This window comes from Streptomyces sp. NPDC006283 (assembly GCF_040613325.1).
Lineage (GTDB): Bacteria > Actinomycetota > Actinomycetes > Streptomycetales > Streptomycetaceae > Streptomyces.
In genome coordinates, this window is the sequence record NZ_JBEXRZ010000010.1 from 38,089 (window position 1) to 52,351 (window position 14,263).

The 14,263-nt window shown below is 71.3% G+C and carries 12 protein-coding genes; 3 read left to right on the plus strand and 9 right to left on the minus strand.

The features are described from left to right. The first annotated feature begins 24 nt into the window (after positions 1–24). From ABZ070_RS04140 to ABZ070_RS04150, 3 genes are read left to right on the plus strand one after another with little or no spacing between them, the layout of a single operon-like run. On the plus strand, positions 25–567 hold the full coding sequence (locus tag ABZ070_RS04140) for a hypothetical protein (protein ID WP_356629683.1): 543 nt from the start codon (positions 25–27) through the stop codon (positions 565–567). Next, positions 567–1,013 carry a DUF4439 domain-containing protein gene (locus ABZ070_RS04145; protein ID WP_356629685.1) on the plus strand — a complete coding sequence of 149 codons (447 nt, stop codon included), beginning with the start codon at positions 567–569 and terminating at the stop codon, positions 1,011–1,013. The genes ABZ070_RS04140 and ABZ070_RS04145 overlap by 1 nt, the downstream gene beginning before the upstream one ends. A gap of 23 nt (positions 1,014–1,036) precedes the next feature. Then, a complete protein-coding gene (locus tag ABZ070_RS04150; protein ID WP_356629687.1) occupies positions 1,037–1,900 on the plus strand; it encodes an aminoglycoside phosphotransferase family protein in 864 nt (287 codons plus the stop codon). Between the two features lie 213 nt (positions 1,901–2,113). On the opposite strand, the gene ABZ070_RS04155 is transcribed toward ABZ070_RS04150, so the two are convergent. From ABZ070_RS04155 to ABZ070_RS04195, 9 genes are all read right to left on the minus strand, one after another. Further along, positions 2,114–3,808, minus strand: a complete 1,695-nt coding sequence (locus ABZ070_RS04155; RefSeq protein WP_356629689.1) for a proline--tRNA ligase — start codon at positions 3,806–3,808, stop codon at positions 2,114–2,116. A gap of 65 nt (positions 3,809–3,873) precedes the next feature. Then, a complete protein-coding gene (locus ABZ070_RS04160) occupies positions 3,874–4,455 on the minus strand; it encodes a GNAT family N-acetyltransferase (RefSeq protein WP_356629691.1) in 582 nt (193 codons plus the stop codon). 50 nt (positions 4,456–4,505) lie between these two features. After that, positions 4,506–5,351: a GNAT family N-acetyltransferase gene (locus ABZ070_RS04165; RefSeq protein ID WP_356629693.1), complete on the minus strand. Its 846-nt coding sequence runs from the start codon at positions 5,349–5,351 to the stop codon at positions 4,506–4,508. A gap of 128 nt (positions 5,352–5,479) precedes the next feature. Further along, positions 5,480–6,649 (minus strand): flavodoxin-dependent (E)-4-hydroxy-3-methylbut-2-enyl-diphosphate synthase, encoded by a 1,170-nt coding sequence (ispG, locus tag ABZ070_RS04170; RefSeq protein WP_356629695.1) that lies wholly within the window; start codon positions 6,647–6,649, stop codon positions 5,480–5,482. A gap of 181 nt (positions 6,650–6,830) precedes the next feature. Next, positions 6,831–8,132, minus strand: a complete 1,302-nt coding sequence (locus ABZ070_RS04175) for a site-2 protease family protein (RefSeq protein ID WP_356629697.1) — start codon at positions 8,130–8,132, stop codon at positions 6,831–6,833. Beyond that, positions 8,129–9,379 (minus strand): 1-deoxy-D-xylulose-5-phosphate reductoisomerase, encoded by a 1,251-nt coding sequence (gene dxr, locus ABZ070_RS04180; protein WP_356629699.1) that lies wholly within the window; start codon positions 9,377–9,379, stop codon positions 8,129–8,131. The genes ABZ070_RS04175 and dxr overlap by 4 nt, the downstream gene beginning before the upstream one ends. A gap of 117 nt (positions 9,380–9,496) precedes the next feature. After that, positions 9,497–11,455 (minus strand): acyl-CoA dehydrogenase family protein, encoded by a 1,959-nt coding sequence (locus ABZ070_RS04185; protein WP_356629701.1) that lies wholly within the window; start codon positions 11,453–11,455, stop codon positions 9,497–9,499. A gap of 177 nt (positions 11,456–11,632) precedes the next feature. Then, positions 11,633–13,078 (minus strand): aldehyde dehydrogenase family protein, encoded by a 1,446-nt coding sequence (locus ABZ070_RS04190; RefSeq protein WP_356629703.1) that lies wholly within the window; start codon positions 13,076–13,078, stop codon positions 11,633–11,635. A gap of 131 nt (positions 13,079–13,209) precedes the next feature. After that, the gene (locus tag ABZ070_RS04195) at positions 13,210–14,178 is read right to left on the minus strand and encodes an EamA family transporter (protein WP_356629705.1); all 969 of its coding nucleotides are present in this window, start codon (positions 14,176–14,178) and stop codon (positions 13,210–13,212) included. Positions 14,179–14,263: the final 85 nt, after the last annotated feature.

The window sequence follows — 14,263 nt, forward strand, 5'->3', positions numbered from 1 at the left end:
CACTGCGAGCCCGAGGAGACACGTGTGGGGCGCACGGGGACGACACGAAGACGTGCGCTCTTGGCGACGGGGGTGGCGGCCGCCGGCCTGTTGACGGGCTGTTCGAGCGACCACCCCGCCGCGCGGCGCGAGCCGGGACGCTCCGCCGACTCCGCTCGCGCCGAGGCCGCGCTGCGCCGACGGCTCGCGGCCACGAGCACGGCGCTGCGCGACGAGTACGACGCGGTCATCGCCCGCCACCCGGCGCTCGCCGAACGGTTGACGCCGCTGCGGTCGGCGGTCGCGGAGCATGCCGCGGCGCTGGCGGGGCCGGCGGCGTCAGCCGCCCCTTCGCCGTCCGTTTCGGCCACTGCTTCTGCCGCTGCCGGCGCCACTGCTTCTGCCCCGGCCTCGGCTCCGGCCGAGCCCGGCGCCGCGCTGAAGTCGCTCGTCGCGGCAGAGCGCCGTACCGCCGACCGTCACACGGCGGCCCTCGCCGACGCGGAGCCCGAACTGGCCCGCCTGCTGGCCTCCGTGGCGGCTGCCGGTGCCGCGCATGCGTACCTGCTGGCGAAGGAGGACGCGTGATGAGCACGGTGGACGCGGCGGGGAAGCTGGACGCCCTGCAGGCGGCGCTCGCAGCGGAGCACGCCGCCGTCTACGGCTACGGGGTGGTCGGCGGCCGGGTCGGAGACGACCGGGAGAACGAGGCCGCCGCCGCGCACGCCGCGCACCGGGCCCGGCGCGACTCGCTGGTGCGGACGGTGCGCGACCTGGGCGGAGAGCCCTCGGCTGCCGCCGCCGCGTACGCCCTGCCCTTCTCCGTACCGGACGCCGCCGCCGCGATACGGCTCGCCGCGGTCCTGGAGGACCGGGTGGCAGGCGTCTACTCCGACCTCGTACGGGCCGTGGACGGGCCGTTGCGGCTGGAGGCCGCGGGCGCACTGCGCGAGGCGGCCGTGCGCGCGGTGCGCTGGCGGGGCAGCGGCGTAGCCTTTCCGGGGCTCGCCGAGCGGGCCGCCGACCAGGACTGACGGGGAAAGGGAACAACGGACGTATGGCTTTCGAACCGCCGCAGCGGCTGGTGCGGGCACTCGGTGAGGACGACGAGTGGCTCAGGCGGCTGCCCGGCACCGTCCAGGGGACGGTGGACCGGCGGAAGCTGGACGTCGAACGGACGGTCGTGCCGGGCGGCCGGAGCAGCCTCGTGCTGCTCGTACGGCAGCCGGACGGCACCCCCGCCGCCCTGAAGGTGGCTCCGCCGTCCGCCGCCCCAGCTCTCGAGCGGGCCGCACTGGAACATTGGAACGGCTGGGGCGCGGTACGGCTCCTGGACGCCGGGGATGACGGGCTGCTGCTGGAGCGGCTGCACCCGGAGATGTCGCTGCGGTCGCTGCCGGAGGCGAAGGCGCTGCTGGAGGCGGCGGGCACGGTCCAGCGGTTGTGGACGGAGCCGCCCGCGGGCCATGGCTTCGAGACGGTCACGGAGCGCACCGGCCGGCAGGCGGAGGCGATGCGGCTTTCCGACGAGCCGCTTGTGGCCCCGGCGCTGGCGGCACGGGAGGAGTTGGTCGCGCTCGCCGCCGAGGAGATGCTGCTGCACGGCAACTTCCGGCAGGGGAAGGTGCTTTCGGGCGACCGGACGCCGTGGCTGGCGGTGGGTCCGGAGCCGCTCGTGGGCGAACGCGCCTACGACCTGGCGCGTCTGGTCCGCGACCGGGTCGAGGACCTCGTCGCCGCCTCGGCGGGCGCGGCGGCGGCACGCCGCAGGGTGAACAAGCTGGCGGACTCCCTGGAGGTGGACCGCGAACGCCTGCGGGGCTGGACGCTGTTCCGGGCGGTCGAGTCGGGCACACGCGCGATTGCCGGGGGCCGGCGCGCCGAGGGTGAACTGGCGCTGGAGTTCGCGAGCTGGCTGTAGCCAAGGGGCGCCGCCGCGCGGGGCCTGACGCTTCCCCGGCCTGCCCGAACCGAGCCCCCGGCCCCGCGCGGTGTCCACGCGGGGCCACCCTGCCGGGACCCCCGAATCGCGCCCCGCGGTGCCTGTGCTCGAACGCCGGGCGGGCCCCGTCGGAGCCCGCCCGGCGTTGCAGGCGCAGGTGCCCGGGGCCGCGCCCCGGGGCAGTTCAGCGCGTCAGCCGCGCAGGCGCGCCACGGCCTCCGCCACCGGGAGCTCCTCGCGCTCGCCCGTGCGGCGGTCCTTCAGTTCGACGACGCCGTCGGCCGAGCGGCGGCCCGCCACCAGGATCTTGGGGACGCCGATCAGCTCCGCGTCGGTGAACTTCACGCCGGGCGACACGCCGGCACGGTCGTCGACCAGTACGCGCAGGCCCGCCTCGCCCAGTTGCCGTGCGACGTCGAGGGCCAGCTCCGTCTGGAGCGCCTTGCCTGCCGCGACCACGTGGACGTCGGCGGGGGCGATCTCGGCGGGCCAGCACAGGCCCTGCTCGTCCGCCGTCTGCTCGGCGAGCGCCGCGACCGCGCGGGAAACCCCGATGCCGTAGGAACCCATGGTCACGCGGACCGGCTTGCCGTTCTGGCCCAGTACGTCGAGCTGGAAGGCGTCGGCGTACTTGCGGCCGAGCTGGAAGATGTGGCCGATCTCGATCGCGCGGTCCAGCTTCAGGCCGGTGCCGCACGAGGGGCACGGGTCGCCGTCCTCGACGACCACGACGTCCAGGTGGTCGTCGACCTCGAAGTCCCGGCCCGCGACGACGTTCTTCGCGTGCTTGCCTTCCTTGTTCGCTCCGGTGATCCAGGCCGTGCCGGGCGCGATGCGAGGGTCGGCGATGTAGCGGACCTTCTCGAGTCCCTGCGGGCCGACGTAACCGCGGACGAGGTCGGGGCGGCCGACGAAGTCCTCGGCGGTGACCAGCTCGACCACCGCGGGGGCCAGGTGGTCGCCCAGCTTGCCGAGGTCGACCTCGCGGTCGCCCGGCACGCCCACGGCGACGATCTCGCCGTCGACCTTGACCAGCAGGTTCTTCAGCGTCGCGGAGGCGGGCACGCCCAGGTGGTCGGCGAGCGTCTCGATCGTGGGGGTGTCGGGGGTGTCGAGCTCCTCGAGCGGGCCGTGGGCGTCACCGTCGACCGGAGCGAGGGCGAAGGTGACGGCCTCGGTGTTGGCCGCGTAGTCGCAGGAGGGGCAGTAGACGAAGGTGTCCTCGCCGGCCGCCGCCGGGGCGAGGAACTCCTCGGACGCGGAGCCGCCCATGGCGCCGGAGACCGCGGAGACGATCTTGTGCTCGAGGCCGAGGCGCTCGAAGATCCGCACATAGGCCTCGCGGTGCAGGGCGTACGACTCGGCGAGGCCCTCGTCGGTGGTGTCGAAGGAGTACGAGTCCTTCATCTGGAACTCGCGGCCGCGCAGGATGCCCGAGCGGGGACGCGCCTCGTCGCGGTACTTCGTCTGAATCTGGTAGAGGATCACCGGCAGGTCCTTGTAGGACGTGCACTGGTCCTTGACGAGCTGGGTGAAGATCTCCTCGTGGGTAGGGCCGAGGAGGTAGTCGGCGCCCTTGCGGTCCTTGAGACGGAACAGCTCTGCGCCGTACTCCTCCCAGCGGCCCGTCGCCTCGTACGGCTCCTTGGGCAGCAGGGCCGGGAGCAGCACCTCCTGCGCGCCGATCGCGTCCATCTCCTCGCGTACGACGCGGGTGACGTTCTCGAGGACGCGCTTGCCGAGGGGCAGCCAGGACCAGATGCCCGCGGCGTTGCGGCGGACGTAACCGGCGCGCACGAGGAGCTTGTGGCTGAGCGTCTCTGCGTCCGCCGGGTCGTCGCGCAATGTCTTGACCATCAGACGGGACATGCGCTGGACCTGGGCCATGGTGAACTCCTGCTCGGAACGTGTGATGTGCAGGAGGTTAGCCGGGGCCTGCCTGCGGGCGGAAATCAGTTCCCCTGTCCGCTCCCCCGCCGCAGCGGCAGTGGGGCGCCCATCACCGCGTACGGGCTCGGTGCACTCGGGAACAGCACATGGCCCGCCAGGTCCTGGTAGCCGAGCGCGCGGTACAGGGCGCGGGCCGGGCTCTCGATGTCGATCGCGGAGAGGATGGAGCGCGGCTGGCCGACGCCGTCGGTGATGGTGGTGATCAGCCTGCGCCCGATGCCGCGGCTCTGGTAGGCGGGGTGCACATGGAGTTCGGTGATGACGAACGAGTCGTCGAGCCAGTGGTCGGTGCCGGTGCGCCGCAGGTACGGCTCGACGACGGTGGACCACCAGTGGGTGCGGTCGTTGGGCATGCCGTAGACGAATCCGACGAGCCGGCCGGCCGCGGTGGTGGCTCCGAGGGCGTGCGCTCCGGGGCTCTGCAGATGACGCAGCACGATGTAGCGGCGGATGTCGATCTCGTCGTCACTGAGGCCGAAGGCGAGCGCCTGGACGGCGAGCGCCTCGTCGACGTGTGCGGCGAGTTCGAGCGGTCCGACCACGATCTCGGGGGACTGGGAGCCTTCCCCGGTGAGTGCTGCCATGTGCCGAACCCTACTTGCCGTCGTGGCCGCTCAGTACGGCCCGCCGGGAATCAGAACAGCACGCTCATGAAGGCGCCGACCTCGCGGAAGCCGACCCGCCGGTAGGAGGCCCTGGCCGCGGTGTTGTAGTCGTTGACGTACAGGCTGACGACCGGTGAGACGTCCGCGAGGGCGTAACGCAGGACGGCGGCCATGCCGGTCTCAGACAGGCCCTGGCCGCGGTATTCGGGGGCCACCCAGACGCCCTGGATCTGGCACGCCTGGGGGGTGGCCGCGCCGATCTCGGCCTTGAAGACGACCTTGCCGTCGTCGATCCGTGCGAACGACCGTCCGGCGGCGACGAGTTCGGCGACCCGGGCCTGGTAGAGCAGTCCGCCGTCGCCGGCCATCGGCGAAATGCCGACCTCCTCGGTGAACATGGCGACGCACGCCGGCATGATCACCTCCATCTCGTCCTTGCGGATCCGCCGGACGCCGGGGTCGGGCTCGATGTTCTTCGGCAACTCCTCGGTGATCATGAGGGGCTGGTGGCTTCGTACGTCCCTGGCCGGGCCCCAGCTCGGTTCGAGCAGCCGCCAGAGCTGGGCGGTGGGTTCGGCGGGGCCGACGATGGACGAGCAGCGCCGGCCGGACCGGCGCGCACGGTCGGCGAAGGCGCGCACGGCTTCGGGGGTGGCGCAGATGGGGACGAGATTGGCGCCGGAGTAGCACAGGGAGCGCAGGTGCCCGTCCGCGTACCAGCCCCACATCTCACCGCCGAGACGCCATGGGTCGAGTCCCGCGACCTGAACACGCGCGGTGACGAAAGCATTCGTCACCGGCTCGCTCTCGAGGATGGCGAGCGCTGCGCCGAGTTCGCCGGGGTCGAGGACCCGGGTGGTGGTCTGCGTCAACACGAGGGCGCCTCATCACACGGTTTACTGGTCTGTGAACTGTACCTGGCGGGTCAGCGGCGTGGCGCGCCCACGCGAAGGCCCCGCGGACCCCGGGAGAGGGTCGGCGGGGCCTTGGACCGGCTGGACGATCAGGCGCCGGGCTCGCCCACGGCGACGACGTCCGGCGTGCCCGAGGCGACGCCGTCCTTCTCCATCTGCTCCGCGATCTTCAGGGCCTCTTCGATGAGGGTCTCCACGATCTTCGACTCGGGAACGGTCTTGATGACCTCGCCCTTGACGAAGATCTGGCCCTTGCCGTTGCCCGAGGCGACACCGAGGTCCGCCTCGCGGGCCTCGCCGGGGCCGTTGACGACGCAGCCCATGACCGCGACGCGCAGCGGCACCTCCATGCCCTCGAGGCCGGCGCTGACCTCGTCGGCGAGCTTGTAGACGTCGACCTGGGCGCGCCCGCAGGAGGGGCAGGAGACGATCTCGAGCCGGCGCTGGCGGAGGCCCAGCGACTCCAGGATCTGGATGCCGACCTTGACCTCCTCGGCCGGCGGGGCCGAGAGGGAGACCCGGATCGTGTCGCCGATGCCCTCGGAGAGCAGGGCGCCGAAGGCGACCGCGGACTTGATGGTGCCCTGGAAGGCGGGGCCGGCCTCCGTCACGCCGAGATGCAGCGGGTAGTCGCTCTGGGCGGCGAGCTGGCGGTAGGCGTTGACCATGACGACCGGGTCGTTGTGCTTGACCGAGATCTTGATGTCGCGGAAGCCGTGCTCCTCGAAGAGGGACGCCTCCCAGAGCGCGGACTCGACGAGCGCCTCGGGAGTCGCCTTGCCGTACTTCTCCAGAAGGCGGCGGTCGAGAGAGCCCGCGTTGACCCCGATCCGGATCGGGGTGCCGGTCTCGCCGGCAGCCTTGGCGATCTCCTTGACCTTGTCGTCGAACTGTTTGATGTTGCCCGGGTTCACCCGCACCGCGGCGCAGCCCGCGTCGATCGCCGCGAAGACGTACTTCGGCTGGAAGTGAATGTCCGCGATCACCGGGATCTGCGACTTCTTGGCGATGGTGGCCAGCGCGTCCGCGTCGTCCTGCGTCGGGCACGCCACGCGCACGATCTGGCAGCCGGACGCCGTGAGCTCCGCGATCTGCTGGAGCGTCGCGCCGATGTCGGACGTCCTGGTCGTCGTCATGGACTGCACCGAAACCGGTGCGTCGCCGCCGACCGCGACAGAACCGACCTGGATCTTCCGGCTGACCCTCCGGTCGGCGAGCTTCATCGGAACGGACGGCATTCCGAGAGAAATTGCAGTCATCTGCTGTGCAACCCCAAGGTGTGGATCAAGGTCCCGAGATCGGCGGGCTCCAGCACCCGAGATTACGGCACCGGCGTTCTCCCGGGCACATCGCACAGCGAAGTCCACCCAAAGAGGATGGCCGGACACAAACCGTGTCCGGCCATCACACGAGGCGGCGGGCCGGGCCGCCCCCGCAGGCTCAGCTGATCTTCACCGGGTTGACGATGTCCGCCACCAGCACGAGCAGCGTGAAGCAGATGAAGATCCCCGCCACCACGTAGGCGACCGGCATCAGCTTCGCCACGTCGAACGGGCCCGGGTCGGGACGCCGGAAGACCTTGGCGATGTTGCGCCGCACCGACTCCCACAGCGCTCCCGCGATGTGCCCGCCGTCCAGCGGCAGCAGCGGCAGCATGTTGAAGAGGAACAGGGAGAGGTTGAAGCCGGCGAGCAGCATCAGGAAGGTTGCGACGATGTTGGTCGTCGGTACGTCCAGGTTGAGCACTTCGCCGCTGAGGCGTGCGGCGCCGACCACGCCGACCGGCGAGTCGTCCTTGCGCTCGCCGTCGCCGAAGGCGGCGTCCCACAGGTCAGGGACCTTGGACGGCAGAGCGATGATGGACTCCGCGCCGTTCTCGATCATGTCGCCCATGCGGTCGACGGAGTCGGCGAACGACAGCGGCAGGATCTCCGTCTTCGCCGCGAAGCCGAGGTAGCCGGCCGGGACGAACTTCCCGGGGACGACCTCCCCGTCCTCGTCCTTCTTCGCCACCATGTTCTCGATCAGCGTGGCCTCGAGGACCTGCTGGGCGCCGTCTCGCTCGACGGTGAGGGTGGCCGGGCCGATCGTGTCCCGGATGCGGGTCGACAGGGCGGACCAGTCCTCGACGGGCCTGCCGTTGAACGCGACGATCGTGTCGCCCTCCCGCAGCCCGGCGGCGAACGCCGGCGACTCGGGGTCGCTCTTGGCGCAGGTGTCGCGGTCCTCGCTCTGGGCGATGACGCACTTCTGGACGCCGGCGACCTCGGTGGTCTGGGTCGGCGAGCCGAACGTCATCATCACGCCGAGGAAGATCGCCACGGCGAGCACCAGATTCATGAACGGTCCCGCAAACATCACGATGACGCGCTTCCACGGCTTGCGCGTGTAGAACAGCCGCGTCTCGTCGCCGGGCTTCAGCTCCTCGTAGGCCGCGGAGCGGGCGTCCTCGATCATCCCGCGCCACGGCGACGTGGAACGGGCCTCGATCCGGCCGTCCTCCCCCGGCGGGAACATCCCGATCATGCGGATGTAGCCGCCCATGGGGATGGCCTTGATGCCGTACTCGGTCTCGCCCTTGTGCCGCGACCAGAGCGTCGGACCGAAGCCGACCATGTACTGGGGCACGCGGATGCCGAAGAGCTTGGCCGTGGAGAGGTGGCCGAGCTCGTGCCAGGCGATGGAGAAGAGCAGCCCGACGGCGAAGAGCGCGATGCCCAGAATGGTCAACAGAATCGTCATGCGCGAGCCTCCGCCGTTGCTTTCGCTGCCGTCTCACGGGCCCTGGCCCTGGCCCAGGTCTCCGCTTCGAGGACGTCCGCCACCGTCAGGGAAGTTCCCGACGCGGGGGTGCCGTGCTCGGCGACCACCTCGGTGACCGTATCCATGATGGCGTTGAACGGCAGCCTTCCGGCGAGGAATGCCTCCACGCACTCCTCGTTCGCGGCATTGAACACCGCGGGCGCCGTTCCGCCCAGCTCCCCCACGTGGCGGGCGAGACCCACCGATGGGAACGCCTCGTTGTCGAGCGGGAAGAACTCCCAGGTCGAGGCCGTCGACCAGTCGAAGGCGGGAGCCGCGTCCGGGACCCGCTCCGGCCAGCCGATGCCGATGGCGATGGGACCGCGCATGTCGGGCGGGGTGGCCTGGGCGAGCGTCGAGCCGTCGGTGAACTCCACCATGGAGTGAACGTACGACTGCGGGTGGACGACGACCTCGATGCGGTCGAAGGGGATGTCGTAGAGCAGATGCGCCTCGATGACCTCGAGCCCCTTGTTGACGAGCGTGGCGCTGTTGACCGTGATCACCGGGCCCATGGCCCAGGTCGGGTGCGCGAGGGCGTCCTCGCGGGTGACGTTCGCCAGCTCCGCCTTCGTGCGGCCACGGAAGGGGCCGCCGGAGGCCGTCACGACCAGCTTGCGCACATCGGCGCGGGTGCCCGCGGCGAGCGCCTGGAAGAGCGCGGCGTGCTCGGAGTCCACGGGGATGATCTGCCCGGGCTTGGCGAGCGCCTTGACCAGCGGCCCGCCGACGATGAGCGACTCCTTGTTGGCCAGGGCGAGGGTGCGTCCGGCTTCCAGGGCGGCGAGCGTGGGGGCGAGACCGATCGAGCCGGTGATGCCGTTGAGCACGGTGTGGCAGGGGGAGCCGGCGAGCTCGGTGGCGGCGTCGGGGCCTGCCAGGACCTCCGGCAGCGGCTCGCCGCCGTACTGCTCGGCCAGCGCCTCGCGCAACGCGGGCACGGCGCCCTCGTCCGCCACCGCGACCGTGTCGACACGCAGCCGCCGCGCCTGCTCGGCGAGCAGACGGACCCGCCCGCCCGCGGCGGACAGCGCGGTGACGCGGAAACGGTCGGGATTGCGCAGGACGAGGTCGATGGCCTGCGTGCCGATGGACCCGGTGGAGCCGAGGACGACGATGTCCCGGCGGCCTTCGGAGGCGTCGAAGACGAGATGCGGGTCTGCGAGGGGAGATGGGCTGTCGCTCATCCCCCCATTGTGGCTGCACTGCCTGTCGGTCCGGACAGGGAGCCCCGGCGACCGGACGGGAGCGGCGCACGGGAGCGGGGCACGTCCGGCGTGCGGACGCGCCCCGCTCCGGCTTCGTCAGCGGATCGGGCGGTGCACGTTCTCCCGTTCGGTCGGTCCGGGCGTGGCGTCCGCGATCCACGGGCCTTCACCGCTGGCATCGACGATGCCGTCCTCCAGCCAGGTGTAGGTGCCGGACAGCACACCGTTCACGACCTTGCGGTCGAGGTCGTCGGTGTTCGACCAGAGGCGGGTGAACAGTTCCTCGACGCGGATGCGGGCCTGCCGGCAGAACGCGTCCGCGAGCTGGTACGCCTCACGGCCGTGCTCTTCCGAGGTGCGCAGCAGCTCCGCTCGCACGCAGGCGGCGCTCATCGCGAAGAGTTCGGCACCGATGTCGACGATCCGGCCGAGGAAACCCTGCTTGGTCTCCATCCGGCCCTGCCAGCGGGACATGGCGTAGAACGTCGAGCGGGCCAGCTTGCGGCTGTTGCGCTCCACGTACCGCAGATGCGTGGACAGGTCCCGGTGCCCGGCGGGGTGGAACTCCGCGTACGTACGGGGCAGTTGACCAGGTCCGGTGACGAGTTTGGGCAGCCAGCGGGCGTAGAAGGCCGCCGCGTTGGCGCCCGCCTTCGCCTTGGCCGACATCGGCTTGTCGGGGTCGATGATGTCGCCGGCGACGGCGAGATGCGCGTCGACGGCCTCGCGGGCGATGAGCAGGTGCATGATCTCGGTCGAGCCCTCGAAGATGCGGTTGATGCGCAGATCGCGCAGCAACTGCTCGGCGGGGACGGCCCGTTCACCGCGCGCCGCGAGCGAGTCCGCGGTCTCGAAGCCTCGGCCGCCGCGGATCTGGACCAGCTCGTCGGCCATCAGACAGCCCATCTCCGAGCCGAAGAGCTTGGCGAGGGCGGCCTCGATGCGGATGTCGTTGCGGTCCTCGTCGGCCATCTGGGAGGACAGGTCGACCACGGCCTCGAGCGCGAACGTGGTCGCGGCGATGAAGGAGATCTTGGCGCCGACGGCCTCGTGCCTGGCGACCGGCTTGCCCCACTGCTCACGTACCTCGGACCACTCGCGGGCGATCTTCAGGCACCACTTGCCGGCGCCGACGCACATCGCGGGCAGCGACAGCCTGCCGGTGTTGAGGGTGGTCAGTGCGATCTTCAGGCCCGCGCCCTCGGGGCCGATCCGGTTCTCGGCGGGGACCCGGACCCGGTGGAAGCGGGTCACGCCGTTCTCGAGGCCGCGCAGGCCCATGAAGGCGTTGCGGTTCTCGACGGTGATGCCCTCGCTGCCCGCCTCGACGACGAAGGCGGTGATACCGCCCTTGTGCCCCTCCGACTTGGGGACGCGGGCCATGACGACGAGCAGGTCGGCGACGACGCCGTTGGTGGTCCACAGCTTCACGCCGTCAAGGACGTACGAGTCGCCGTCGGGGACGGCAGTCGTGGCGAGCCGGGCCGGGTCGGAGCCGACGTCCGGCTCCGTGAGCAGGAACGCGGAGATGTCCGTGCGGGCCAGCCGGGGCAGGAACCGCTGCTTCTGCTCGTCGGTGCCGAACTGCTTCAGCGGCTGCGGGACTCCGATCGACTGGTGCGCGGACAGCAGCGCGCCGATCGCCGGGCTCGCGGTGCCGACGAGCGCCAGCGCCTTGTTGTAGTACACCTGGGTGAGGCCGAGTCCGCCGTACCTGGGCTCGATCTTCATGCCGAGCGCGCCGAGCTCCCGCAGGCCGTTGATCACCTCGTCGGGGATCCTCGCCTCCCGCTCGATGAGCGCGCCGTCGATCTTCGTGTCGCAGAAGTGGCGCAGCTTCGAGAGGAACTCCTCGCCGCGCCGGGTCGCCTCACCGGTAGGCATCGGATGGGGGTGGATCAGGTCGAGACGGAAACGGCCCAGGAACAGCTCTTTGGCGAAACTGGGCTTCCGCCAGTCCTGTTCGCGCGCCGCCTCCGCGACCTGTCGTGCCTCGCGCTCGCTGATCTTCGGGGGGTGGGGCTGATGCAGGGGCTTGTCCGTTGGAGCGGACATGAGGCTCACCTCGCCGCGAATCGGGGGCCCGCCGGGGCATTTACCGGCCGGTGCTACCCGTTCGTACTACCCGATTCCCGGCACTCCCACCAGCCCGCGTACGGCAGTGGGAGCAACGACGGGACGGCCGGAGCCCCCGCACAGTGGGCTCCGGCCGTCAGTTCGTCGCGTACGGCGCTACAGCGCCAGTCCGGTGAGGACCAGCACCCGCTCGTACGTGTAGTCGTCCATCGCGAAGGCGACGCCCTCGCGGCCGACGCCGCTCTGCTTCGCCCCGCCGTACGGCATCTGGTCGGCGCGGTAGGACGGGACGTCGCCGACGATGACACCGCCGACCTCGAGGGCGCGGTGGGCACGGAACGCGGTCTGCACGTCGTGCGTGAACACACCCGCCTGCAGGCCGTACTTGGAGTCGTTGACCGCCGCGAACGCCTCGGCCTCGCCGGCGACCTTCGTCACGGTCAGCACCGGCCCGAAGACCTCCTCGCAGGCGAGGGTGACATCGGCGGGCACGTCCGTGAGGACGGTGGGCGCGTAGCTCGCGCCGTCGCGCTTGCCGCCGGTGAGCAGCTTGGCGCCGCCCTGCACGGCTTCGTCCACCCAGGACTCCACACGCTTGGCGGCGTCCTCGCTGACGAGCGGGCCGACGTCGGTGGCGGAGTCGGACGGGTCGCCGGTGACCTGGGCCTCGACGGCCGCGACGATCTTCGGCAGCAGCCGGTCGTGGACGACCGCGTCGGCGATCACCCGCTGCACGGAGATGCAGGACTGGCCGCCCTGGTAGTTGGAGAAGGTGGCGATCCGGGTCGCCGCCCAGTCCAGGTCCTTCTCGGACGCGAAGTCGGCGAGGACGACCGCAGCGCCGTTGCCGCCGAGCTCCAGAGTGCAGTGCTTGCGCGGGACCGAGTCCATGATCGCGTAGCCGACCTTGTCGGAGCCGGTGAAGGAGATGACCGGCAGGCGCTCGTCCTTGACGAGGGCGGGCATCTGCTCGTTCGGGACCGGGAGCACGGACCACGAGCCGGCCGGCAGATCGGTCTCGGCAAGCAGCTCGCCGAGGATCAGCCCGGAGAGCGGGGTCGCCGGTGCGGGCTTGAGGATGATCGGCGCGCCGACGGCGATCGCCGGGGCGATCTTGTGGGCGCACAGGTTGAGCGGGAAGTTGAACGGCGCGATGCCGAGCACGACGCCCTTGGGGAAGCGGCGGGTGAGGGCGAGGCGGCCCTGGCCACCGGCGTCGGTGTCGAGGCGCTGGGCCTCGCCGCCGTTGAAGCGGCGGGCCTCCTCGGCGGCGAACCGGAACACCGAGACCGCGCGGCCGACCTCGCCGCGGGCCCACTTGACGGGCTTGCCGTTCTCCGCAGAGATCAGCTGCGCGATCTCCTCCGTCCGCTCCACAAGACGCTTCGACACATGGTCGAGGGCGGCCGCGCGGACGTGCGCCGGGGTGGCGGAGAAGTCGTCGATCACGGCGTGGGCGGCGGCGACTGCCTCTTCGACCTGGGCCTCGGTCGGTACGGAGACCGTGCCGACGAGACGGCCGTCCCACGGGGAGGTGACGTCGAAGGCGGTCTCGCCGGTGGCCTGGCGGCCGGCGAGCCAGAAGGCGTGGGTGGAAGTCATGCGGGTCCCGGCCCTTCCGAAGTAGTGGGATTTGCGCTCGGTTGCTCTCTCCACACGGTAGGGCCGCATGCCTCTGAGGTCGTTTGTCCGGCATGGAGTGGTCGCGCGCCCCGGCTGGCCGCTTTGGCGGGTCAGCGGCGTCGCTCCGTGGACACGATCAGGCACACGCCCGCCACGACGACGGTGCCGCCCACCGCGATCGGCCAGGACAGCCGCTCGTCGAGCACCAGCGCGCCGAGCAGCACGGCGACGACGGGGTTCACGTACGCGTAGGTGGCGACCAGCGAGAGCGGGGCGGTGTGCAGCAGCCAGGCGTACGCGGTGAACGCGAGCAGCGAGCCGAACACGACGAGGTAGGCCAGCGCGACCCAGGATCGGGTGGAGACGTCGCCGGGATCGAAGCCATGGTGTTCACCCCGGCCCAGCGCCACGAGAGCGCAGCCGATACCGGCCGCCACCATCTCGTACGCACTGGCGGCGAACGGGTTGGCCGGCATGGGCAGGCGCGACGACGAGAAGGAGCCCACGGACCACATCATGGTCGCGGCGATCACGGTGAGGACTCCGCCGATGCGCACGTCACCGCTGAGCCCCGGCAGGGTCAGCACGGCGAGGCCGGCGAGCCCGAGCGCCACACCGGCGTAGGCCCCGAGACCGGGACGCTCGCCGAAGGCCCCGCGCAGGACGACGACCCAGGCGGGGACCACGGCGATGAGCAGCGCGGCGAGGCCGGAGGGGACGGAGGTCTCTGCGAGGACGACCAGGCCGTTTCCGCCGAGGAGCAGCAGCAGACCGACGGTCGCCGCGGAGGCGAGCTGCGGCTTCGTGACCTTGAGCGCCTTGGGGCCGTGCCGCCAGGCGACGAGCGCGCCGAGAATCAGACCGGCGACGACGAATCGCCCTGCCGCGGAGATGAACGGCGGCATCGTCTCGACGACGATGCGAATGCCGAGGTAGGTGGATCCCCAGACGACGTACACGATGGCGAGGGCGGCCCAGACGGCCCCGGATATCCGGCGAGGGCCGGATGGAAAGGCGCCGGAAGGGGCCGGGGAGGAACCTCGGACATCGGGTGCCGGCTCGGCGGCGGGGCTTGTCATGCGCAGGAGATTAGGGATTCCGGGGACTCGAAGCCAACAATCCTGCCCGCCTTCGGGCAGGATTCAGCGTTTTCGCTGCGCTGTG